Annotated in this window: 25 protein-coding genes; 12 read left to right on the top strand and 13 right to left on the bottom strand. The window is 71.4% G+C overall.

What is annotated here, in order from left to right; all coding sequences use genetic code 11:
• Window positions 1-81 precede the first annotated feature (81 nt).
• The 7 genes from C3E78_RS06945 to C3E78_RS06915 form a co-directional block, all read right to left on the bottom strand.
• Window positions 82-1056 (bottom strand): carbohydrate kinase family protein, encoded by a 975-nt coding sequence (locus C3E78_RS06945; RefSeq protein ID WP_108577598.1) that lies wholly within the window; start codon window positions 1054-1056, stop codon window positions 82-84.
• 77 nt (window positions 1057-1133) lie between these two features.
• Window positions 1134-1496: a HesB/IscA family protein gene (locus C3E78_RS06940; protein WP_108577597.1), complete on the bottom strand. Its 363-nt coding sequence runs from the start codon at window positions 1494-1496 to the stop codon at window positions 1134-1136.
• An 82-nt stretch (window positions 1497-1578) separates the two neighbouring features.
• Entirely contained in the window at window positions 1579-2694 is a 1116-nt protein-coding gene (locus tag C3E78_RS06935) for a glycerate kinase family protein (RefSeq protein WP_108577596.1), read from the bottom strand.
• Window positions 2695-2697: 3 nt separating this feature from the next.
• Window positions 2698-3966 carry an aspartate aminotransferase type Ic gene (locus C3E78_RS06930; RefSeq protein ID WP_199906956.1) on the bottom strand — a complete coding sequence of 423 codons (1269 nt, stop codon included), beginning with the start codon at window positions 3964-3966 and terminating at the stop codon, window positions 2698-2700.
• Window positions 3967-4002: 36 nt separating this feature from the next.
• Window positions 4003-4572 carry a PspA-associated protein PspAB gene (gene pspAB, locus C3E78_RS06925; RefSeq protein ID WP_108577595.1) on the bottom strand — a complete coding sequence of 190 codons (570 nt, stop codon included), beginning with the start codon at window positions 4570-4572 and terminating at the stop codon, window positions 4003-4005.
• 9 nt (window positions 4573-4581) lie between these two features.
• Complete coding sequence (gene htpX, locus C3E78_RS06920; RefSeq protein ID WP_235833705.1) at window positions 4582-5439, bottom strand: zinc metalloprotease HtpX; 858 nt, start codon at window positions 5437-5439, stop codon at window positions 4582-4584.
• A 31-nt stretch (window positions 5440-5470) separates the two neighbouring features.
• On the bottom strand, window positions 5471-6181 hold the full coding sequence (locus tag C3E78_RS06915; protein ID WP_108577593.1) for a PspA/IM30 family protein: 711 nt from the start codon (window positions 6179-6181) through the stop codon (window positions 5471-5473).
• A 30-nt stretch (window positions 6182-6211) separates the two neighbouring features.
• On the opposite strand from C3E78_RS06915, the gene C3E78_RS18235 reads away from it, so the two are divergent.
• Window positions 6212-6769 carry a DUF3043 domain-containing protein gene (locus C3E78_RS18235; protein ID WP_159085832.1) on the top strand — a complete coding sequence of 186 codons (558 nt, stop codon included), beginning with the start codon at window positions 6212-6214 and terminating at the stop codon, window positions 6767-6769.
• 13 nt (window positions 6770-6782) lie between these two features.
• Here the strand turns inward: C3E78_RS18235 and C3E78_RS06905 are convergent, their stop codons facing one another.
• Both C3E78_RS06905 and gcvT read right to left on the bottom strand, forming a co-directional pair.
• Window positions 6783-6983, bottom strand: a complete 201-nt coding sequence (locus C3E78_RS06905) for a YegP family protein (protein ID WP_108577591.1) — start codon at window positions 6981-6983, stop codon at window positions 6783-6785.
• Window position 6984: 1 nt separating this feature from the next.
• Window positions 6985-8085, bottom strand: coding sequence for a glycine cleavage system aminomethyltransferase GcvT (gene gcvT / locus C3E78_RS06900; protein ID WP_235833704.1), 1101 nt, complete (start codon window positions 8083-8085; stop codon window positions 6985-6987).
• Window positions 8086-8143: 58 nt separating this feature from the next.
• Here gcvT and C3E78_RS06895 point away from each other — a divergent pair, with 58 nt between their 5' ends.
• Window positions 8144-9595, top strand: coding sequence for a leucyl aminopeptidase (locus tag C3E78_RS06895; protein ID WP_108577589.1), 1452 nt, complete (start codon window positions 8144-8146; stop codon window positions 9593-9595).
• Complete coding sequence (locus C3E78_RS06890) at window positions 9592-10944, top strand: serine hydrolase domain-containing protein (RefSeq protein WP_108577588.1); 1353 nt, start codon at window positions 9592-9594, stop codon at window positions 10942-10944. Before C3E78_RS06895 ends, C3E78_RS06890 begins: the two co-directional genes overlap by 4 nt.
• Before the next feature lie 15 nt (window positions 10945-10959).
• Here the strand turns inward: C3E78_RS06890 and C3E78_RS18445 are convergent, their stop codons facing one another.
• Window positions 10960-11547, bottom strand: coding sequence for a hypothetical protein (locus C3E78_RS18445; protein ID WP_199906955.1), 588 nt, complete (start codon window positions 11545-11547; stop codon window positions 10960-10962).
• Window positions 11548-11652: 105 nt separating this feature from the next.
• Between C3E78_RS18445 and lpdA the strand changes: the two genes are divergently transcribed.
• The 8 genes from lpdA to C3E78_RS06845 are packed head-to-tail and all read left to right on the top strand — an operon-like array spanning window position 11653 to window position 19288.
• Window positions 11653-13035, top strand: coding sequence for a dihydrolipoyl dehydrogenase (gene lpdA, locus C3E78_RS06880; RefSeq protein ID WP_108577587.1), 1383 nt, complete (start codon window positions 11653-11655; stop codon window positions 13033-13035).
• Window positions 13036-13055: 20 nt separating this feature from the next.
• Window positions 13056-14873, top strand: coding sequence for a 2-oxoglutarate dehydrogenase, E2 component, dihydrolipoamide succinyltransferase (gene sucB / locus C3E78_RS06875; protein ID WP_108577586.1), 1818 nt, complete (start codon window positions 13056-13058; stop codon window positions 14871-14873).
• Window positions 14874-14876: 3 nt separating this feature from the next.
• Window positions 14877-15767 (top strand): TIGR01777 family oxidoreductase, encoded by an 891-nt coding sequence (locus tag C3E78_RS06870; RefSeq protein WP_108577585.1) that lies wholly within the window; start codon window positions 14877-14879, stop codon window positions 15765-15767.
• The gene (locus C3E78_RS06865; RefSeq protein ID WP_108577584.1) at window positions 15764-16270 is read left to right on the top strand and encodes a mycothiol transferase; all 507 of its coding nucleotides are present in this window, start codon (window positions 15764-15766) and stop codon (window positions 16268-16270) included. Before C3E78_RS06870 ends, C3E78_RS06865 begins: the two co-directional genes overlap by 4 nt.
• 60 nt (window positions 16271-16330) lie before the next feature.
• A complete protein-coding gene (locus tag C3E78_RS06860) occupies window positions 16331-17110 on the top strand; it encodes a prolipoprotein diacylglyceryl transferase (RefSeq protein WP_108580796.1) in 780 nt (259 codons plus the stop codon).
• Complete coding sequence (locus tag C3E78_RS06855) at window positions 17107-17454, top strand: hypothetical protein (RefSeq protein ID WP_108577583.1); 348 nt, start codon at window positions 17107-17109, stop codon at window positions 17452-17454. Before C3E78_RS06860 ends, C3E78_RS06855 begins: the two co-directional genes overlap by 4 nt.
• An 8-nt stretch (window positions 17455-17462) precedes the next feature.
• A complete protein-coding gene (locus tag C3E78_RS06850; RefSeq protein ID WP_108577582.1) occupies window positions 17463-19025 on the top strand; it encodes a radical SAM protein in 1563 nt (520 codons plus the stop codon).
• Window positions 19022-19288, top strand: coding sequence for a hypothetical protein (locus C3E78_RS06845; protein ID WP_108577581.1), 267 nt, complete (start codon window positions 19022-19024; stop codon window positions 19286-19288). Before C3E78_RS06850 ends, C3E78_RS06845 begins: the two co-directional genes overlap by 4 nt.
• On the opposite strand, the gene C3E78_RS06840 is transcribed toward C3E78_RS06845, so the two are convergent.
• Window positions 19281-19661, bottom strand: coding sequence for a hypothetical protein (locus C3E78_RS06840; protein WP_108577580.1), 381 nt, complete (start codon window positions 19659-19661; stop codon window positions 19281-19283). The genes C3E78_RS06845 and C3E78_RS06840 overlap by 8 nt on opposite strands.
• A gap of 91 nt (window positions 19662-19752) precedes the next feature.
• Here C3E78_RS06840 and lipB point away from each other — a divergent pair, with 91 nt between their 5' ends.
• Window positions 19753-20475 carry a lipoyl(octanoyl) transferase LipB gene (gene lipB / locus C3E78_RS06835; protein WP_108577579.1) on the top strand — a complete coding sequence of 241 codons (723 nt, stop codon included), beginning with the start codon at window positions 19753-19755 and terminating at the stop codon, window positions 20473-20475.
• Here lipB and C3E78_RS06830 read toward each other — a convergent pair.
• The gene (locus C3E78_RS06830; RefSeq protein ID WP_108577578.1) at window positions 20465-21667 is read right to left on the bottom strand and encodes an ABC transporter permease; all 1203 of its coding nucleotides are present in this window, start codon (window positions 21665-21667) and stop codon (window positions 20465-20467) included. The two genes, lipB and C3E78_RS06830, sit on opposite strands and share 11 nt — an antisense overlap.
• A complete protein-coding gene (locus C3E78_RS06825) occupies window positions 21664-22542 on the bottom strand; it encodes an ABC transporter ATP-binding protein (RefSeq protein ID WP_108577577.1) in 879 nt (292 codons plus the stop codon). The genes C3E78_RS06830 and C3E78_RS06825 overlap by 4 nt, the downstream gene beginning before the upstream one ends.
• Window positions 22543-22578 lie beyond the last annotated feature (36 nt).

Genomic DNA, 22578 nt, shown 5'->3' with positions numbered 1-22578 from the left:
ACTCCAAGAACTCTAACCCAGCGGCCCGGTGCCGCCTCGGTGAGGTATGCCTGCGTTGCGGTGACCTGCTGTCTTGTGCAGTCATGCCAGTGAGAGTGCTGCGTCGATGTCGGCGCGGGCGATCTCGCCGTACGCGGTGCCGATGCGCTTGAGGAAGCCCTCGCGCTCCAGGACGTACTCCTGCGTGCCCTTGGTCTCCACAACGCTCGCGGCGATCGTGCAGCCGATCTGGGCCGAGCGCTCGAAGTCGAGCCCGGCGGCGACGCCGGCCAGGAAACCGGCGCGGAAGCTGTCGCCGACGCCGGTCGGGTCGACCGCGACGACGCCCTCGATCGCGCCGACCTCGATGACGTCCCCGCCCTGGGGGAACACCGAGGCGCCGTGCTTGCCGCGCGTGATGATCTGCGTGCCGATGTGGGCGCGGACCTCCTCGGTGGACCAGCCGGTCTTCTGCTCGATGAGAGCGGCCTCGTAGTCGTTGCTGAACAGGTACGCGGCGCCGTCGATGAGATCGCGGATCACGTCCCCGTCGGCCCACGCGAGCTGCTGTGACACGTCGGCGGCGAACGGGACGCCCCTCTCGCGGCACGCGCGCGTGTGGCGCAGCATGCCGTCGGGGTCGTCCGGGCCCACCAGGACGAGGTCGAAGTCGCTGCCGAGCGAGAACAGGTCGATGTCGCGCGCCTCGGACATCGCGCCGGCGTAGAAGGCGGCGAACTGGGCGTGGTCGGCGTCGGTCGTGCAGACGAAGCGGGCGGTGTGACGCGTCTCGGACACGTGGACGCCGGACGTGTCGACGCCGGCCTCCTCGAGCCAGCCGCGGTACTCGATGTCGAAGTCGCGACCGACGGCGCCGACGAGCAGCGAGCGGTGACCGAGCTGGGCGAGCGCGAACGAGATGTTCGCGGCGCACCCGCCGCGGCGGACGTCGAGGTCATCGACGAGGAACGAGAGCGAGATCTTGTCCAGCTGGTCCGGCACGAGCGAGTCGGCGAACTTGCCGGGGAAGGTCATGAGGTGGTCGGTGGCGATCGATCCGGTGATGGCGAGGTGCACCCCCACACAATAGTCAACGCCCTCCTGCATCTGCAGGAGGGCGTCGTCTGGAGCTCCGGGTCAGGCCCGGGTGTCGATCAGTGGAACGAGTCGCCGCACGCGCACGAGCCGGTGGCGGCGGGGTTGTCGATCGTGAAGCCCTGCTTCTCGATGGTGTCGACGAAGTCGATCGTCGCGCCACCGAGGTACGGCAGGCTCATCCGGTCGACGACGACGTTGACGCCGCCGAAGCCGAACGTCTGGTCGCCGTCGAGCGAGCGCTCGTCGAAGAACAGCTGGTAGCGCAGTCCCGAGCAGCCGCCGGGCTGCACGGCGATGCGCAGGGCGAGGTCGTCACGACCCTCTTGGGCGAGCAGGCTGGCGACCTTGGACGCCGCGCCTTCGGTCAGGCTCACACCGGTCGCGGTCTCGACGGCGGTCTGGTCGGTCTCGACAGTCATGCGTACTCCCCATGGTTCTGGTCTGGTGGACTCGTCACCGTGGACAACCTGCTCGGCGGCGATTCCATTCCATCGTACGCCGTCAGGCCTGAGAGCGGGGCGACCATGTCCGCGCGACGCGCGTCGCCAAGTCGGCCAGGTGCGCGTACGGGCTGGTCATGGATGCCTCGACCCCCACCCGGTCGGCCACCGAGTACGCCGACTCGACGCCCATGGCCCGCATCTCCCGTGATCCCACCTGCACCTGACCCGCGAGGACGATGCACGGCCGCGCGGCCTCCCGGGCGACCGAGGCGACACCGAACACGACCTTGCCCGCGCGCGACGAGAAGTCGTACGTCCCCTCCCCCGTCACGACCAGGTCGTGGGCTCCGGCCTGACGGATCAGCCCGACCGCGTCCGCGACCAGGTCGATGCCGGACACGACCGTGCCGCCCAGCAGGAGCAGGGCGAAGCCGAGGCCACCGGCGGCGCCGGCGCCCTTCGCGTCCGCGACCCGTCGCTCGGCCGGGCTGGACCCGCACGCCGCCTCGACGAACCGGTCGAGGATGCCGTCCACGAGCAGGATCTGCTCCTCGGTCAGCCCCTTCTGCGGCCCGAAGGTCTTGGTGGCGCCGAACATGCCGAGCAGGGCGAGGTCGACGTCCGAGGCAATGACCAGCTCGACGCCGTGGACACGCCGCCGCGCCGCCGTGACGTCGACGTCCGTGACGCCGGTGAGCGCCTCCGGACCCGCGTCCAGGGCGACGTCCGCGGTGGCTCCCAGCGCGGCCAGGAGGCCCGCTCCCCCGTCGTTGGTGGCGCTGCCCCCCAGGCCGATCACGATCCGCCGGGCTCCCGCGTCGATCGCGGCGGCGACGGCTTGGCCGACGCCGTACGTGGACGCGTGCAGGGGGTCCAGCGGGTCGACGAGGTGCAGTCCGCACGCCTGGGCGCTCTCGACGTACGCCGTGCCGTCCACGTGCAGCACCGTCACCGGCACCTCGACCCCGAGGGGTCCACGCACGGTCACCACGGAGAGCTCGCCGCCGAGCGCGGCCTGCAGGACGTCGACGAAGCCGGGACCGCCGTCGGACATCGCGGCCGCCGTCAGGACGTCGTCAGGTGCGTGGCGGTGCCAGCCCTCGATGATCGCGCGCGCGGCCTCGGGGGCCGACAACGTGCCGCCGAACGCGTCCGGCGCCACGAGCACCCTCACGGGTCAGCCGAGCGCCTGCTCGGCGGCGGCGATCAGCACGCTCGTCGCCAGCACGTCGATCGCGATGGTGAGCTCCTCGGGCGACGGGTACGACGGCGCGATGCGGATGTTGCGGTCGCGGGGGTCGTCCCCGTACGGGAACGCGGCGCCGGCCGGCGTCATCGCGACCCCGGCCTCGCGGGTCAGCTCGATCACGCGGCTGGCCGTCCCGTCGACGACGTCGAGGCTCACGAAGTAGCCGCCCTTGGGCTCGGTCCACGACGCGACGCCGTACTCACCGAGCCGCTCGCGCAGGATCCGGACGACGGCCTCGAACTTCGGCGCCAGGATCTCCCGGTGGCGATCCATCAGCGCGTGGACGCCGGCGGTGCTGCCGAGGTAGCGGGCGTGCCGGAGCTGGTTGACCTTGTCCGGGCCGATCGTGCGCTTGCCGAGGTGGCTGAGGTACCAGCGGATGTTGTCCGCGGAGCTGCCCATGAACGACACGCCCGCGCCGGCGAAGGTGATCTTGGACGTCGAGGCGAAGATCACCGCCCGGTCAGGGTGGCCGGAGGCGACGCAGAGGCCGAGGATGTCGGCGGTCTTGGTCTGCTCCTCGGTGAGGTGGTGCACCGCGTACGCGTTGTCCCAGAAGATGCGGAAGTCGGGGGCTGCGGTGTCCAGCGCCGCGAGCTCGGCCGCGACCGCCTCGCTGACGACCGCGCCGGTCGGGTTGCCGTACGTCGGGACGAGCCACATGCCCTTGACGGCCGGGTCCTTGACCGCCTCGCGCACGGCGTCCATGTCGGGGCCGTCCTCGTTGAGCGCGACCGGGACCATCTCGATGCCGTACTCCTCGAGCAGGGCGAAGTGACGGTCGTAGCCGGGCACGGGGCACACGAACTTGACCGACTCCTCCACGCCCCACGGCTGCTCGGAGCCCGGGACGCCGTGGAAGAGCGCGAAGACGAGGTTGTCGTGCATCATCGCGAGGCTCGCGTTGTCGCCCGCGACGACCTGCTCGACCGGCACCTGCATGATGGGCGCGAAGATCTCCCGCAGCTCGAGCAGGCCGTTCAGCCCGCCGTAGTTGCGCGTGTCGGTGCCCTGGGCGTCCGTGTAGTCGTCGCCGGGCAGCGTCAGGAGCTCGTTGGACAGGTCGAGCTGGGCCGGCGAGGGCTTGCCTCGCGTCAGGTCGAGCTTCAGCCCGCTGTCCTGGAGCGCGCGGTACGCCGCGGTCTGCTCGTCGAGGAGGGCCTGGATCTGGTCACGGGTCAGTGCGTCGAAGCTCACGCGTCCAATCTATCGTCCCGGGCCGGCGGCCCCCATTCAGCCCAGACCGGGCGCTCCCCAGATGGCGAGCCACTTGGTCAGGTCCTGCTCGACCGGCACGTCGTCGGCGATCAGGCCACGCGTCTGCAGCTCCAGCGCGTTGTCCCGGCGCTCGCCGGTCTCGGGGGCGAAGGGATAGAAGGTGCCCTGCTTGTAGAGGTAGACCAGGGCGTACGGCTTGCCGGCGGGGGTCGTGAACGTGACCGTCGAGCACAGCAGCGCCGAGCCGAAGCCCGCGTCGACGAGCGAGGAGTTGACCGCGTGCAGGTCGGTCACCAGGCCCGAGACGTCGGCGTCCGCGCGGGTGACGGTCAGCCAGTGGAACCCGAAGCGGTCCTCCGAACGGGTGACCGTGGACCCGGGGCTCGACGAGATGAGCTGCTCGGCCTCGGCCATCACCACGTCGTCAGCGTTGCCCTCGACGTCGCGGAAGCAGACCGAGCCCGATCCGGTCGGGGCGAAGCCCTGTGTCTGCAGGGAGATGACCGCCTGGGGGACGGCGAACAGCACGTCCAGGTCTGCCGGCGGCGGCTTGCTGCGTCCGAGGATCGAGTCGAAGATGCCCACGCGGTGAGACTAGCCCTGCTCGGACAGCTCTGCGCTGACCTGGGCCAGCTGGTCCAGGCGCTGCTGCAGGGGCGGGTGCGTCGAGAACAGCGCCGCGGCGGACTGGCGGTTGATCGCCGGAGCGAAGAAGAAGGCGCTGATCGCCTGGTCCTGGCGCAGGTCGCGGTTGGGGATCCTGGCCATCTCACCGGAGATCTTGACCAGCGCCGACGACAGCTTGGACGGGCGTCCGGTCATGTACGCCCCGCTGCGGTCCGCGCTCAGCTCGCGGTAGCGCGACAGCGAGCGGGTCAGCACGAAGCTGACCGCGTACACGAGCATGCTGACCAGGAAGACGACCAGGAAGACCACGCCGCTGTTCTTGTTGTCGCGGCTGCCGAACATGTTGCCGGCGTACATGCCCCACCGGGTGATGAACCCGGCGAGCAGGCCGATCGACGACGCGACGGTCATGACGGTGACGTCGCGGTTCGCGACGTGGGACAGCTCGTGCGCGAGCACGCCCTCGAGCTCGTCGGCGTCGAGGCGCTGCATGATGCCGGTCGTGACGCAGACCGAGGAGTGGTTGGGTGAACGCCCGGTCGCGAACGCGTTGGGCATGTCGGTGACGGCGACCGCGACGCGCGGCTTGGGCATGTCCGCGAGGGCGCACAGACGATCGATCATGGCGTGCAGCTCGGGCGCCTGACGAGCGTCGACCACGTGGGCGTTCATCGACTTCAGCGCCAGCGAGTCCGAGAAGTACCACTGGCCCCACGCGATCGCCAGGACGATCACGAGCGCGAACGCGCCGAGGTCGGTGAGCGAGTACAGGACGGCCGCGAACAGGATGTAGAGCGCGCCGAGACCCAGGCTGACGCCCCCCATACGCAGCGTCAGTCCTCGGTCGCTGCGGAATCTAGTGCGTGCCACTGTCGTCCTTCCGGTGCGAGATCTCGTCGAGCTGACGGTCGACCTCGGGGCCGTCGAGCGCGGCGTCGAACTGACGTCGCAGGGCGTCGTCGGGCGACTCCCCCGGCTTGGTCACGATGCCCTCCGCGACGAGCTCGTCGACGGCGTCCGACTGGGCCTCGAGCTCGCGGGTGCGTCGCTCGGCCGACTCCATGGCCTGGCTCACGTCGCTCACCGCGGAGCCGATGCCGCTCGTGGCGCTGTTGATCTCGGCGCGGGCGGCCGCGGCGGTGTGGCGGGCGGCCAGCGTGTCCTTGCGGACCCGGAAGCCCTCGACCTCCTGCTCGATCTTCATCGCGGAGACCTCGAGCTTGTCCTCCTCGGCCTTGAGGGCGTCGTGGCGCTCCTGCAGGTCGGCGGCGGTCTTCTCCAGCATCACCTTGCGGGTCAGGAAACCGCGGGCGGCGTCGTCATCGCCCCGGTCCACCGCCTGGCGCGCCTGGTCGTCGAGCTGGGCGGCCTGCTGCGCGATCGACGTGAGCTGCAGCTCGACGCGCTTGCGGCTCGTCGCGACGTCCGCGACACCGCGGCGCACCTGCCGCAGCAGGGCGGTCTGGTTGCGGTAGGTCTCGTCCAGCCTGTCCTTCAACGACTCGGCGTCCTCGCCGCCCGCACGCCGCGAGCTCCACCACCGGGCGACGCGTTGACCAATGCTCATGCTCACAAGCCTACGGGTAGGGTTGCGCCCGTGGTAGACGAGACAGAACCAGGCAAGGGCCGCGCAACCCCCACGCGCAGGGAGGCCGAGGCCGCCCGCAAGAAGCAGATGAAGACGCCGATGTCTCGCAAGGAGCAGCGCAAGCGCGACGCAGCAGCACGCGAGGAGATCCGCCTCAAGCAGCGCGCGGCGCTCAAGAGCGGTGACGAGCGCTACCTGCCCGCCCGCGAGCAGGGCCCCGTCCGGCGCTTCTGCCGCGACTACGTCGACCGGCGCTACAACGTCGCGGAGTTCCTGCTGCCGTTCCTCATCGTCCTGCTGATCCTCTTCGCGGTCGCCGGCAGCATGAGCAGCTCGGTCTCGGCGTTCCTCACCGTGGTCATCTACCCGGTGGTCATCCTGACCACCGTCCTGGACGAGTTCCTCATGGTCCGTGGTCTCCGCAGGGAGCTCAAGGCCCGCTTCGGCCCGGACGCCGTCAAGGGCTCGGTGCTCTACGCGGTGCTGCGCAGCACGCAGCTGCGTCGCTTCCGGCTGCCCAAGCCGCAGGTCGCGCGCGGCGAGAAGCTGGGCACCAACTACCGCTGAGGGCCTGCCGGGATCAGTTGATCTCGGCGTGCAGCGACATCGGTCCGTAGACCTCGGCGTCGCCGTCGAACAGCCGCACCTGGTCGATGCCCTGCTCGAGCAGGTCGCCGAACTCCTCGCCGACCCACGACTCGGCGTCCCCGCGGCTCTCGAACACCTCGGAGCGGCCGATCACGTCGCCGGTCGAGGTCTCGAACGTCCAGGTCCACGTCATGTCATGACTCCTTCGTCGACGGTTGCACGAACGGCGGCTTGGTCACCGTGAACGCCTCGGAGCGGCCGCGCACATCGACGACCACCGTCGCGCCATCCTCGACCGAGCGGTCGAGGAGCGCAAGTGCGATGCCCTGGCGCAGGGTCGGCGAGAACGTGCCGGACGTGACCTCACCGAGCTCGGCCCCCTCCGCGTCGGCGACCCGCATGCCGGGTCGTGGGATGCCGCGTCCCTGCGCGACCAGGCCGCGCAGCGTGCGGACGACCTTCTCGGCGCGCTGGCGCTCGAGGGCGTCCTTGCCCCAGAACGCGTCCTTGTCCCAGCCCACCGCCCAGCCGGCGCGGGCCATGACCGGGCTGATCTCGGCCGACAGCTCGTGGCCGTGCAGCGGGTAGCCCATCTCGGTGCGGAGCGTGTCGCGCGCACCGAGGCCGCACGCCCTGATCGCGTAGGCCTCGCCCGCGGCCATGACCGCGTCCCACACCTCGACCGCCGACCCGGCCGGGACGACCAGCTCGTAGCCCCGCTCCCCCGTGTAGCCGGTGCGGCACACGGTGACGTCCTGGCCGGCGACGCTGGCGTCCGCGAACGACATGTACTCGTGGTCGACGGGCAGGTCGAGCGCCCGCAGCACCTCGTCGCTGGACGGCCCCTGGATCGCGAGGATCGCGTAGTCGCGGTGCAGGTCGGTGACGTCCAGGCCCTCGGGGGCCGCCGCCTGGAGGCGGGAGACGACCGCGGCCGTGTTGGCGGCGTTGGGGATGAGGAAGACCTCGAAGTCGCTGCGCAGGTAGGCGATGAGGTCGTCGACCGTGCCACCGTCGTCGTCGCAGCACAGCGTGTACTGCGCACGGCCCGGCTGGATGCGGCGCAGGTCGTTGGTCAGGCACCGGTTGACGAAGTCGGCCGCGCCCGTGCCGCGCACGAGCGCCTTGCCCAGGTGGCTGACGTCGAACAGCCCCACACCCTCGCGGACCGCCTTGTGCTCGGCCAGCACACCGCCGCCGGCGTACTCCAGCGGCATCTCCCAGCCGCCGAACTCGGCGAGCTTCGCGCCGAGGGCCACGTGACGGTCGTGCAGGGGCGAGTGCAACAGATCCATGGTCCTCAACCTAGAGCAGGCTCGCGACGCCCGGCGGCGCGACCTTAGAGTGGCTGACATGCCCACTGTCACCCTCAGCACATCGAAGCCGACCACCGCCAGTGCCGACGTCCTGATCCTCGGGATCCGCAGCGACGAGGACAAGGGAGAGCTCTCCGACGTCCTGGACCTGATGGGATTCTCCGGCGAGAAGGGCCAGACGGTGCGGTTCCCGTCGAACGGCCTCACCAAGGCGCCGGTCGTCGTCGCCGTCGCCCTGCCGCAGGAGCCCACCGCCGAGGACCTCCGCCGTGCCGCCGCGAACGGGGTGCGCGCCGCGAAGAACGCGACCAGCGTCGCCGTCGCCCTCCACCCGGCCGGTGTCGACGAGGTCGAGGCCGTCGCCGAGGGCATCGGGCTCGGCACCTACCGCTACGAGGCGTACAAGACCAAGAAGAAGAAGAAGGACAGCACCGGTCCCGAGCTGACGTCCGCGGTGATCCTCAGCCCCTTCGCGCGCCAGACCACGGCGACCCGGGCCGTCGAGCGCGCCGCCACCGTCGCCGAAGCGGTCAACGCCGCACGCGACTGGGTCAACACCCCGCCCGGCGACAAGCGACCCGCCGACCTCGTCGAGGCGTTCGGCCAGCACGCCGGCACCGACGTCAAGGTGACCGTCTGGGACGAGAAGCGCCTCGCGAAGGAGCGCTGCGGCGGCATCCTCGGCGTCGGCCGCGGCTCGGACAGCCCGCCGCGCCTGATGACGCTGTCGTACGAGCCGGAGGGCGCCGTCTCGCACCTCGCGCTCGTCGGCAAGGGCATCACGTTCGACTCGGGAGGACTCTCGATCAAGCCGGGTGCCTCGATGCAGACCATGAAGCTCGACATGGCCGGCGCGGCCGCGATCGTCGCCGCGACGGTCGCCATCGCCCGCCTCGGCCTGCCGATCAAGGTGACCGCGTACGCGTGCGTCGCGGAGAACATGCCCAGCGGAGGGGCCACCCGCCCCGGCGACGTCCTGCACATGCGCAGCGGGGCGACGGTCGAGGTGCACAACACGGACGCCGAGGGCCGGCTCGTCCTCGCGGACGGCCTCGCGCTCGCGGTCGAGTCCGGGCCCGACCACATCGTCGACGTCGCGACGCTGACCGGCGCGTGCATCGTGGCGCTCGGCCAGCACACCAGCGGCGTCCTCAGCAACGACGACGCATTCGCCGAGACCGTCCTGGCCGCGTCCCAGGAGGCCGGCGAGTCCATGTGGCGCCTGCCCATCACCGAGGAGATGAAGGGCGTCGTGACGTCCTCCAGCGTCGGCGACCTGCGTCAGCACAACCCCAAGCCGTACGGCGGTGCGCTGTTCGCCGCGGCGTTCCTGCGCGAGTTCGTGGGCGACGTCCCGTGGGCGCACCTCGACATCGCCGGCCCGTCGTTCAACGAGGGCGGCGCGTTCGACTACACACCGGTCGGCGGCACGGGCACCGGCGTGCGCACGCTCGTGCGGCTCGCGACGGAGCTGGCCGGCGCTCGATGACCCTCGACGCCACGACGTCCGCCGCGCTCACCCGGCGGCTCGCCGTCGAGCAGTCCACCCACCGCCTGCCGTCGGTGGCGGCAGCCGTCGTCCGGCAGGGCGAGATCGTCTGGAGCGACGCGGCGGGCAACCTGGACGGCCGCGCCTCCGGTGAGCCGGCGACGCCCGACACCCAGTACCGGATCGGCTCGATCTCCAAGACGTTCGTGGCCGTGGAGGTCATGCGGCTGCGGGACGAGGGCAGGCTCGCGATCGGCGACACGATCGGCACCCACCTGCCCGAGGTGCCGTTCGGGCACGTGACGATCGCTCAGCTCCTCACCCACACGTCGGGGCTGCAGGCCGAGAACGACGGCGACTGGTGGGAGCGCAGCCCCGGGAGCAGCTGGGCGGACCTCCTCGCGTCCGGCGCCGCGCTGCGCGCCACGCCGGGCACGGGCTTCCACTACTCCAACCTCGGGTACGCCGTCCTGGGCGAGCTCGTCGCCCGGCTGCGGGACCGTCCGTGGCAGGACGCCGTCCGGGACGGGATCCTCACGCCCCTCGGCATGCACCGCACCACGACCCGGCCCGAGGCGCCGGCTGCGCCGGGTCTCGCCGTCCACCCGCTCGCGGACCTCCTCCACGTGGAGCCCGAGCACGACGCGGTCGCGATGTCGCCGGCCGGCCAGCTGTGGTCGACCGCCGAGGACCTGTCGACCTGGGCGGCGTTCCTCGCCGGCCGGACGCAGGGCGTCCTCGCCGAGTCGACGCTGCGGGAGATGCTGCGGCCGGTCGCGGTCGCCGACGTGCCCGGAGCCGCCTGGGTCGGTGCCCACGGCCTCGGCTGGCAGATGTGGAACGTCGAGGGCCGGCGCTACGCGGGCCACGGAGGCTCGATGCCGGGCTTCCTCGCCGGTCTGCGCGTCGACCTCGAGTCCGGCGACGGCGTGGTCCTCATGACGAACGCGACCAGCGGCCTCGGCACCGTGACACCGGACCTGCTGGAAATCGTCCGCGAGCGCGAGCCGGTCGCCCCGACGCCGTGGCACGCCGACCCCTCGCAGGCGGACGACCTCGACCTGGTCGGTCCCTGGTACTGGGGCACGTACGCCTTCACGCTCGCACTCGGCGCCGACGGCGGCCTGCGGCTCGGGGAGCCCGGCCAGGGCCGCGGCGCCCGCTTCCGCCGCGACGGTGCCGGGTGGACGGGGCTCGAGGGCTACTACCGCGGCGAGCCGCTGACGGTCGAGCGGGACGCCGACGGACGTCCGGAGCGACTCGTGCTGGCGAGCTTCGTGTTCACCCGCACCCCGTACGACCCGGCGGTCGAGACGCCGGGCGGGATCGACGCCGCCGGCTGGCACTGACCGCGCTGGGCCCGGTCAGTCGGGGAGACCGAGAACGCGGGCGGCGTCCTCGACGGTGTCCCACTTGTCGCGCTGCCCGCCGAGGCGGTCGGGGTGCGCCTGCTTGCGGGCCTTGCGGTAGACGCGCATCAGGTCGTCGAACGACGGGTTGCTCGGCAACGGGTCGGACCCCGCGATCGACTCGAGCGTCATGATCGCGCGCAGCTCGCGGGGCGTCTGCGTCTTGGCGACCGGAGCCGTGGTGGTCGTGGACGACGAGGACGACGACGAGCCCGTCGCCCGGGCCTTGCGCAGGTCGTACTCCCGCTTGCGGGACGGGATCGGCACCAGGTTGGAGTCGTAGACCGGCACCTGCAGCTTCTTGCGGGCGAAGTCGTGACCGGCCTGCGCGGAGGCGACCCGGCGCCGGATGGACTCGCCGTCGCCGGCCACGAGCAGCAGCGTGGTCTGCGTGACCGACGTCCGCGGCTCGATCCAGGCCTCGACCCCACGACGGGTCTTGGCGAACTCCCGCAGAGCCTCGAGATCGGCGCGACTCGCGTTGCGATCCGACACGGAGGCGCCGCCGTCGGTCCTGGCCTTTCGGCCCCGGAAGATTCCCATGTCCCAAGTGTGCCCGATCGCCGAGCACGGTCGCGTGAACCCCGGTGGCAGGACGCTTGCCTTGAGTGACAAGATGTTGATGCACATCGTCTTTGGGAGGACACCGTGGCGGACGTCGCCGACAACAACTTCGACATCGTGATTCTCGGCGGCGGAAGTGGCGGGTACGCCTGCGCGCTCCGCGCCGTCCAGCTGGGCAAGTCAGTGGCCCTCATCGAGAAGGCCAAGCTCGGCGGCACGTGCCTGCACTGGGGATGCATCCCCACCAAGGCGATGCTCCACGCCGCGGAGGTCGCCGACGGCGCCCGCGAGGGAGCGAAGTTCGGCGTGAAGTCGACGTTCGAGGGCATCGACATGGCCGCGGTCAACTCGTACAAGGACGGCGTCATCGACCGCCTGTACAAGGGCCTGCAGGGCCTCATCAAGTCCGGCGGCATCACGGTCGTCGAGGGTGAGGGCAAGCTCGTCGATCCCAAGACCGTCGAGGTCAACGGCCAGCGCTACACCGGCGCGAACGTCGTCCTCGCCACCGGCTCGGTGTCCCGCACGCTCGGCCTGGAGATCGGTGGACGCGTCATCACCTCGACCGAGGCGCTCACGATGTCCGAGGTCCCCGAGCGCGTCGTCATCATCGGCGGCAGCGTCATCGGCGTCGAGTTCGCGTCCGTGTGGAAGTCGTTCGGCGCCGACGTCACGATCATCGAGGGCCTGCCCACGCTCGTCCCGCTGGAGGACCCGTCGCTGAGCAAGCAGCTCGAGCGCGCCTTCCGCAAGCGCAAGATCAACTTCAAGACCGGCGTGAAGTTCGACTCCGTCAAGCAGACCGAGAACGGCGTGACCGTGACCCTCGAGGACGGCACGACGATCGACACCGACCTGGTGCTCGTCGCCGTCGGTCGCGGCCCGAACTCCGCCGGCATGGGCTACGAGGAGGCCGGCATCACGGTCGATCGCGGCTGGGTGCCCACCAACGAGCGTCTCGCGACGAACGTCGACGGCGTCTTCGCGGTCGGCGACCTCGTCCCCGGCCTGCAGCTCGCGCACCGCGGTTTCGCCCACGGCATCTTCGTGGCCGAGGAGATCGCGGGCCTCAACCCCCAGCCCGTCATCGACGCCGGCATCCCCCGCGTCACCTACTGCGACCCCGAGATCGCGTCGGTCGGCATCACCGAGCCCCAGGCTCGCGAGAAGTACGGCGACGACGGCATCGAGACGGTCGAGTACAGCCTGGGCGGCAACGGCAAGTCCCAGATCCTGGGCACGACGGGCAGCATCAAGCTCGTCCGCGAGAAGGACGGACCCATCGTCGGCGTCCACATGATCGGCGCACGCTACGGCGAGCAGGTCGGTGAGGCCTCGCTGATCGTGAACTGGGAGGCCTACCCCGAGGACGTCGCCCAGTTCATCCACGCTCACCCCACGCAGAACGAGGCGCTCGGCGAAGCCGCGCTCGCCCTCGCCGGCAAACCGCTCCACTCGCACGCCTGACCCGAGATCCAGAGGACATCATGGCCACGTCTGTCACCCTTCCCGCTCTTGGTGAAAGCGTCACCGAGGGCACAGTCACGCAATGGCTGAAGTCCGTCGGCGACACTGTCGCCGTCGACGAGCCGCTCCTGGAGATCTCGACCGACAAGGTCGACACCGAGATCCCCTCCCCCGTCGCGGGCGTCCTGCTCGAGATCAAGGCTGAGGAGGACGACACGGTCGAGGTCGGCGCGGTCCTCGCGATCATCGGCGAGGAGGGTGAGAGCGCCGGCGGCGACGCAGCCCCCGAGGCCGAGACCCCCGCGGCCGAGGAGAGCACCCCGGCTGCCGAGGCGCCCGAGCCGGCCCCCGAGGCCGAGGAGCGCACCATCACCCCCGACGACAGTGCCGAGCAGGAGCACGACGTGGCCGAGACGGCCGCCGCACCCCAGGCCGACACCGCCCCCTCGTCGGGTGGCGGCACCGAGGTCACGCTGCCCGCCCTGGGTGAGAGCGTCACCGAGGGCACCGTGACCCAGTGGCTCAAGGCCGTCGGTGACGACGTCGCCGTCGACGAGCCGCTCCTGGAGATCTCCACCGACAAGGTGGACACCGAGATCCCGTCCCCCGTGGCCGGCAAGCTCCTCGAGATCCGCGCCGAGGAGGACGAGACCGTCGAGGTCGGCGCCGTCCTGGCCGTGATCGGCGCCGAGGGCGACGCGCCCGCCGCCGCAGAGCCCGAGCCGACTCCTGCCCCGAAGACCGAGCAGGCACCGCCTCCCCCGCCGCCGGCTCCCGAGCCGACGCCGGAGCCCGAGCCCACACCGGAGGCCCCCGCGGCGTCCGAGCCGACTCCGGCCGAGCCGGAGACCCAGGCCTCGCCCGAGCCGGCCCCGGCACCTGCCACCCCGTCGGACAGCAACGGCGACTCCTACGTCACGCCGATCGTCCGCAAGCTGGCCAAGCAGAACGACGTCGACCTGTCCACCGTGACCGGCACCGGCGTCGGTGGCCGCATCCGCAAGCAGGACGTGCTGGACGCTGCCGCCGCCAAGAAGGCCGAGGCGTCCAAGCCCGCCGCCGCTCCTGCCGCGTCCGCGGCCCCGGCTGCCGCTCCCGCGGCCGCCCCGTCGGAGCTGCGCGGCAAGACCGAGAAGGTCACGCGACTGCGCAAGATCATCGCGGCCCGCCTGGTCGAGTCGCTGCAGACGTCGGCCCAGCTGACCCAGGTCCACGAGGTCGACGTCACCGAGGTGGCGCGTCTTCGTGCCCGGCACAAGAACGCGTTCCTCGAGCGCGAGGGCGTCAAGCTGACGTTCCTGCCGTTCTTCGCCAAGGCCGCCGTCGAGGCGCTCAAGTCGTACCCGCAGCTGAACTCGGCCCTGGACCTCGAGGCGGGCACGATCACGTACCCGGCCGGCGAGCACCTGGGCATCGCGGTCGACACCGAGCGCGGCCTGCTGGTCCCGACGATCAAGGACGCCGGCGACCTGTCGATCGCGGGTCTGGCCCGCAAGATCGCCGACGCGGCCGAGCGCACGCGCACCAACAAGATCTCGCCCGACGAGCTCTCCGGTGCGACGTTCTCGATCACCAACCTCGGCAGCAACGGCGCGCTGTTCGACACGCCGATCATCAACCAGCCCCAGGTCGCGATCCTGGGTGTCGGTGCGGTCGTCAAGCGTCCGGTCGTCATCACCGACGACCAGGGCAACGACAGCATCTCGGTGCGCAGCATGGCGTACCTGGCGCTGACGTACGACCACCGCGTGATCGACGGTGCCGACGCGGGACGCTTCCTGACCGCGGTCAAGCAGCGCCTCCAGGCCGGATCGTTCGAGGCCGAGCTCGGGTCCTGACCCATGCATGTCGTCATCGGTGGGGCGTCCGGCTTCCTCGGTACGGCCCTGGCCGCGCACCTGCGCGACCGGGGCCACCGAGTGACGCGGCTCGTCCGCACCGGGCCCGCCGGTGACGACACGTCGGTGTGGGATCCCTCCGCCGGCCGGGTCGATCAGGTCCTGATCGACCGGGCCGACGCGGTGGTGAACCTGTCCGGCTCACCGATCTCGCAGTGGCCCCGCACCTCGGGCCGCAAACAGGAAATCCTGCGCTCGCGGCTCTCCGCAACGGACACCCTGGCGAAGGCGGTCGCCGCGTCGTCGACGCCCACGGTCCTGATCTCCGGGTCGGGCATGTCCTGGTACGGCACCGACCGTGGCGCGGAGATCCTGACCGAGGACAGCACCGCCGGCACCGGTTTCCTCGCGGACGTCTCCCAGCAGTGGGAGGCGGCAGCCGCGCCGGCCGTGGAGGCCGGGGCCCGCACGTGCTTCGTGCGCACGTCGCTCGTGCTGGACGGCAACGGCGGACTCCTCAAGCTCATGCTCCCGGCGTGGAAGCTGGGCGGCGGCGCCAAGCTCGGCTCCGGCCGCCAGTACATGTCGCTGATCTCGCGGCACGACTGGGTGCGCGGCGTCCAGCACCTGCTGGAGAACGACCAGCTCTCCGGACCGTTCAACTTCGCGATGCCCGTGCCGGTGACCAACGCCGAGTTCACCGACCTGCTGGGCGACGCGGTCCATCGCCCCACCTTCCTCGCCGTGCCGTCCTTCGCGGTCAAGGCCGCGCTGGGTGGGCTCTCCGAGGACCTGCTCGGCTCGCTGCGTATCGTGCCCAGCGCACTCACCGACGGGGGCTTCGCGTTCTCCGAGCCCGACCTCCCCGCCGCACTGGCCGTCGCCCTGTCGTGAGCCTGCCCGAGCCGCACGACGCCCTCACGGACCCGGCGGCACGGATCGTCGACTACCTCGACTTCTTCCGCGCGGAGGTGCGCCGCCAGACGGGCGACCTCCCCGACGGCCTCCTCCACCAGGTCGTCGTCCCGTCCGGATGGACGATCCCTCAGCTCGTCGAGCACCTCGTGCACATGGAGCGTCGCTGGGTCGTCTGGGGCTTCCTCGGCGAGCAGGTCCCCTTGCCGGACGCGGACCGGGACGCGGACGACCGATGGGTGACCGACCGGCCGCTCGACGTGCTGCTGGACGCCCTCGACGAGGGCGGTCGCCGCACCGCGGACGTCGTCGACCAGCACGGCCCGTACGAGCGGGCGAGGACCGGCGGGATGTTCGGTGAGAACGACGAGCTGCCGACGCTGCTCGGCATCTTGTTCCACGTCATGCAGGAGCACGCCCGGCACGCGGGCCACCTCGACATCGTCCGCGAGCTGCTCGACGGGACCACCGGCGAGGACTGACGTCGCCCGACGCGCGCGTGCTCCGGCGCGCGAACCTCTGTTGCTGACATGCTGACTCCGATGTTGACGACGATCGACGTGCTCGGGGTGTCGATCCCGGCCCACAGCCTGTTCGTGGGCCTCGGCGTGCTCGCAGCCGCGGCCGTCTTCGTCGTGGAGTCGCGGCGGCGCGGGCAGACCGACCAACGGATCTGGTACGTCGTGCTGGGCGCCCTGGTCGGCGGGGCGATCTTCATGCGCCTCGGCCCGTGGTTCCAGCACCTGGACCTGCGCGAGAACGCCTCGTTGCCCGAGCAGTGGATCTACGGGAACCGCAGCATCCTCGGCGGCCTGTTCGGCGCCTGGCTCGGGGTGCACGTCGCCAAGCGCCTGGTCGGCTACACCTCGCGCACGGGTGACCTGTTCGCCCCTGCCGTGGCCCTCGGGATGGCGATCGGGCGCGTCGGCTGCTTCCTCACCGAGCTGCCCGGGACCCCCACCGGGACGTCGTTCGGCATCCGGCTGGGAGCCGAGGACGCTGCGCGCCTCGGTGCCCCGGCGGGCGTGCCGCTCCATCCGTCGTTCGCGTACGAGATCGCCTTCCAAGCCGCGGCGTTCGCGGTCATCTGGTTCTGGCTGCGTCACCGGCTCGTCGCTCCCGGCGAGACCCTGACCTTCTACCTGCTCGGCTACGGCGTGTTCCGCTTCCTCGTCGAGTTCACGCGCGGCAACGAGGTGGCCTGGCACGGCCTGACCCGGCCCCAGGTGTTCCTGCTCGCCACCGTGCCGCTGGTGGCGGCCCGCATCATCACCCAGGCCCGCAAGGGCGTGTACCGACGAGAGCCCGTGGAGGCCCGATGACCCAGCCACCGACCGGACCGCCGCAGGGCCCACCGCCGTGGGGGTACTACCCGGCACCTCCCCCGTCGCCGGAGCCGAGCAACAACGGTCTGCACGTGTTCGGCGGCGCCGTGCTCGGCGTCATCGCGACCTTCGGCCTCCCGGCCCTGACGCTCGTCGCCAACAGCGCGGGCGGCTTCGTCAGCTCGTTCCTGCTGGCGCTCCTGATCGTGCCGGCGATCGGTACGGGGATGCTGTTCTCGACCCGCACCCGGGGCTGGGGCATCGGCGTGCTCATCGGCTGGGCGCTCGGCCTGGTGATCGCCGGCGGCACCTGCGTCGCTCTCCTGAGCAGTCTCGAATGAGCGCCGGGATGCCACTGCGCGACTACCGGGTGCACCGGTACGTCAACGCGTTCTGTCCGCGGTGCCACGAGGAGCGGCCGGACCGACCGCTGGAGGAGGTGCGCCGCCTGTCCGGGTGGCTCGCGGTGCGCGACGACCGGGTGTGGCTCGAGCGCGGCTGCCCCGATCACGGGCTGGTGCGCACGCTCTACGACGAGTCCCCGGAGATCCTGTCGTACCTCGAGGAGTGGACGGCCCCGACCAAGGTGCACGAGCCGGACGTCGCGGGCAACTTCCAGCCCCTCCCGGCCGCGTACGCCGACGGCCTGCCGGAGATGCAGACCCAGCACACGTGCATCCTGCTGGCCGACATCACCGACCACTGCAACCTGCGCTGCCCGACGTGCTTCGCGGAGTCCGCCCCGGCGATGTCGTCGGTCGCGCCGCTCGAGGAGGTGCTCGCCTCGATCGACACCCGGCTGTCCCGTGAGAACGGGCGCATCGACGTCTTGATGCTGTCCGGCGGCGAGCCGACGCTGTACCCGCAGCTGGCCGAGCTGCTCGACGCCGTCGCGGCCCGGCCGATCGTCCGCGTGCTGATCAACTCCAACGGCCTGCGCATCGCCCAGGACGACGACCTGCTCGCACTGCTCACCCGGCACCGCGAACGGGTCGAGGTGTACCTGCAGTTCGACGGGGAGTCGGCCGAGGCGTCCACGCACCACCGGGGCGCCGACATCCGCCGGTTCAAGGACCGCGCCCTGGACCGCCTGTCCGCAGCCGGCATCTTCACGACCCTGACGATGACCGCTGCCCTCGGGGTCAACGACGACGAGATCGGCTACGTCATCAAGCGCGGGCTCGACACCCCCTACGTCGGCGGGGTGACGATCCAGCCCGTGTTCGGCTCGGGCCGGTCGACCGGCATCGATCCCCTCGACCGGCTGACCCACACCGGTGTCCTCCGCCGCCTCGGTGAGCAGACCGCCGGCGAGGTGACGTGGCGCGACCTCACCGCACTGCCGTGCTCGCACCCGCACTGCTGCTCGGTCGGCTACCTGCTGCGCGACGACTCCGGCGCGTGGCGGTCGCTCACCTCGCTGATCGGGCACGACAAGCTCAAGCAGTGGCTCGACCTGGAGCCCGACGTCCTGGCCAACCGGATCGCGGACGACTCGATCCCGGCCACCATGAAGCGGGTCGTCAAGGACTCGCTGCTGGACCTGCTGAGCGAGCAGTCGTCGTTGTCGCACCCCAACATCGGCAACATCTGGAAGGACATCTGCGAGAACTGCGACCTCGGCATCGGCACCCTGACGACGCTCGCCTCGTCCGCGTTGCCCGGGCAGCGCAAGCGCCTGCGCAAGATGCTGGGCGAGCGGGTCGTCCGCATCACGGTCAAGCCGTTCATGGACATGTCCACCATGATCGAGGAGCGGCTGACCCAGTGCTGCGTCCACGTGGCGACGGTCAACGCCGAGTCCGCCGCCCACCAGTGCGCCCCGTTCTGCGCGGTGCAGGCCTGGGCTCCCCTGTCCCGCACCCGCCTGTCGACCGCGACCGGCCGACCCAACCTGCTGGAGACGTCATGAGCCGCTACGCGACCGAGCCCGAGTCCACGACGTACGACCCGTTGCGGCTGTGCGTCTTCGCGACGATCGCGCTGCTGGGCTGGGTGCTGGGACCCGTGGCGCTGCTGGGCTTCGCCGCGCTGGGGTTCGCGGGCTACTGGAAGGCGTGGCGGGGCGGGCTCGAGCGCTCACGCTGCGTGCTGCGGGACACGCGCCTGGTCCTGACCTACCTGGCGGCGCTCGCCGTGGCGGGTGCCGCCGGGACCTTCTTCTGGCTCACCTGAGCCAGCTCCCCGCGATGCGCCAGCCGTCCGCCGTGCGGTGCAGCGTCACCCGGTGCCGCGACGGCTGGTCGCGCGGGAGCTCGGTGGTCGTGCCGTCGCCCCACTCCACCCGGCTCGGGGACAGCACGTCGACGACGTCGAGCGTCGCCCGGTCGGACCCGGCCCTCACGACCCGGCAGGTCAGGACGCGCAGCTCGGCACCCAGGACGCGGCCGTCGCGGCGCGCGTACGACCGGATCGTGGCAGCGTCGGCTGCCCTCGCCCGGCTGCCCTCGACGTAGACGTCGTCCAGGCGCGTCGCGTCCGCGTCGGCGAACGCCGCCGCCCGGTCCTTGTCGAGGATCGCCATGATGATCGTCCAGATCAGGTCCACGCCCCCACTGTCGTCGTCCCGCCCGTTTCCCGCCTCGGCCTGTCCACAGGACACGCTGTCGCCGGGTGGCGGGCGGGGATAGTCTGGACGCGTGACGACGATCGAGATCCTCGACGACTGGTACGGCGCGAACGCGATCGACTACGAGGACGCCTGGGAGATCCAGCGCACCCTCCACGCGCAGCGCGTCGCGGACGAGATCGGCGACACCGCGATGTTCCTCGAGCACCCTCCCGTCTACACCGCGGGGCGCCGGACCGAGCCGCACGAGCGGCCGTTCGACGGCACCCGGGTCGTCGACGTGGACCGCGGCGGCAAGATCACGTTCCACGGCCCCGGCCAGCTCGTCGGCTACCCGATCACCAAGCTGCCCTCGCACGTGCTCGTGGTCGACTACGTCCGCCGCGTCGAGGAGGCCATGATCCGCGCGGCCGCCGACCTCGGTGTCACGACCGGCCGCGTGCAGGGACGTTCCGGCGTCTGGGTCGCCGCGTCCGACGTCCGGCCGGAGCGCAAGGTCGGCGCGATCGGCATCCGCGTCTCCCGTGGCGTCACGATGCACGGCTTCTCGATCAACGCCGACGTCGATCTCGGCTTCTACGAGCGCTTCGTGCCGTGCGGCATCGCGGACGCGGGCGTGACCTCGCTGTCCGCCGAGGTCGGGCGCGACGTGACCGTCCGTGAGACGGCTCGCGCCGTCGCGCCCCACCTGGCCGAGCTGCTGGCCTGGGAGCCGTACACGCCGTCGCCCGACCTCGCCGAGCAGGTCGAGGTCGGGCCACGGGTGCCCGTGGGCTCCCCGGTCATTCGCTGAGCCGCAGCGCCTCGCCGAAGCCGATCTTGCGATCGGTGCGCATCAGGGTCCGCTCGTAGAGGCGGGCGGCGAAGCGCACGAGGACGAACGCGCTGACGACGTTGACGGCCAGTGCCACGCCGACCTGCCAGGCCGGGACGCCGCCCTCGGCCATGCGCGAGGGCATCATCATGGCCGAGACCACCGGCAGCATCGACACGATCGTCTTGACGCTCGCCCCCGCCGTCACGGCCAGGATGTAGGGCGCGAACAAGATCACCTGTCCGGGCAGCGTGGTCGACTGCAGGTCCTCCTGGCGCGAGGCCAGCGACCCGGCGACGGCCCACAGGCCGGCCAGGGCGACGAAGCCCAGGACGAAGAACAGGACGTACCACGCGACGGCCGGACCGATCGCCGCGAGCAACGAGGTCTCCCCCGTCAGCGCGAGTGCTGCGACGCCGACGACCGAGAGCACCACGATCTGGCCGAGCGCGAGCGCGGTGTTGCCGGCGATCTTGCCCCACAGCATCGCGCGGATCGGGACGGCGGCGGCCAGGATCTCCACGACCCGGCTCTCCTTCTCCTGCACGACGCTCTGCGCGATCGTCATGCCGAAGATGACCGCCGTGAGGTAGAACAGCAGGACGAACACGAACGCGGCGAGCTGGCGGGGCCCGGCATCCTCCGCGTCGGGGTCGAGCAGGCGCTCGGAGACGGCCGACCCGCTCTGCAGCTCGGCGAGGTCGACGCCCTGGGACTCGGCGTTGGTCTGGAGCGCGGTCGTCGCCGCGACCGTCGTCAGCGCGCTGGACAGCGTCGAGTCGACGTCCCGGTCGCCCACCACCTCGTACCCCTCGGAGGTCGCGACCAGGGCGGCGTCGACGTCACCGTCGCGCACCGCCCTCTCGGCGGCAGCCACCGAGTCGTACGACCGGGGCTCGGCCGTCGACCCGTCGTCCGTCCGGTCCACGACCTTCGAGGCGGACGACACGACGTCCGCGGCCCGCTCGTCGACGACGCCCACGGTGTAGTCGGTGGGACGTCCGCCGAGGATCGAGGTCAGCACGACCAGGACGACGATGCCGGCAGCCATCGCGAGGACGCCGTAGCGGAACGACTTCTCCCGCACGCGCGTGATGACCTCGCGCTCGGCGACGACGCGCCAGGCGCCGCTCACGTCGCGGTCGGTGGGCTCGTGGGTCAGGGTGCTCATCGGTTTACCTCCCGGAAGATCGCGGACAGCGGCTGGCGCACGGGGCTGAACTCGACGACGGGCTCGCGCGCCACGACCGTGCCGAGCAGGTCGGACGGCGTGGTGCCGTCGAGGTCAACCAGGGCGGTCGGCCCGTCGATGTCCCGGACCTGGATGCCGCGCAGGTCGCGGATCCACGCGGCGTCCGCCCCCGCCAGGACGATGCGGTAGCGCGCGGGCCCAGCCCCCCGGAGCTCGTCGACGGGACCCGCCGCGACCACCCGCCCGTGCGACAGGATCACCAGGTCGTCGCAGAGTCGCTCCACGAGGTCGAGCTGGTGGCTGGAGAACAGCAGCGGCTTGTCGCCGGCCTCCTTGGCCAGCAGGGCGGCCATCGCGTCGACGGCGACCGGGTCGAGGCCGCTGAACGGCTCGTCGAGGACCAGCGCCTCCGGCCGGTGGATCAGCGCGGCCGCGATCTGGACGCGTTGCTGGTTGCCGAGCGACAACGTGTCGAGCACGTCGTCACCCCGCTCCCCCAGGTCGAAGTGCTCGAGCAGCTCCCCGGCCCGCCGGGTCGCGTCCGCGCGGCCGATGCCGTGCAGGCGGGCGAGGAACACGAGCTGGTCGGTGAGCCTCATGCGCGGGTAGAGGCCGCGCTCCTCGGGCATGTAGCCGAAGCGGCGCCGCTGGCCGGTCGAGATCGGCTGACCGTTCCAGAGCACCTCCCCCGAGGTCGGGGCGAGGACGCCGAGGATCATGCGCATCGTCGTCGTCTTGCCGGCGCCGTTGGCCCCGACGAAGCCCGTCACGCGCCCTGGGCGAACGGAGAAGGTCACGTCGTCGACGACGAGGGTGTCGCCGTACGACCTGCTGAGGTGCGAGATGTCCAACATGGTCGCCACGCTACGAAGGATCGCGGAGCAGCACAT

It is taken from the genome of Aeromicrobium chenweiae, from assembly GCF_003065605.1.
Lineage (GTDB): Bacteria > Actinomycetota > Actinomycetes > Propionibacteriales > Nocardioidaceae > Aeromicrobium > Aeromicrobium chenweiae.
Note: the sequence above shows the minus strand (reverse complement) of the source record. Positions and strands in the feature narration are given on the sequence as shown.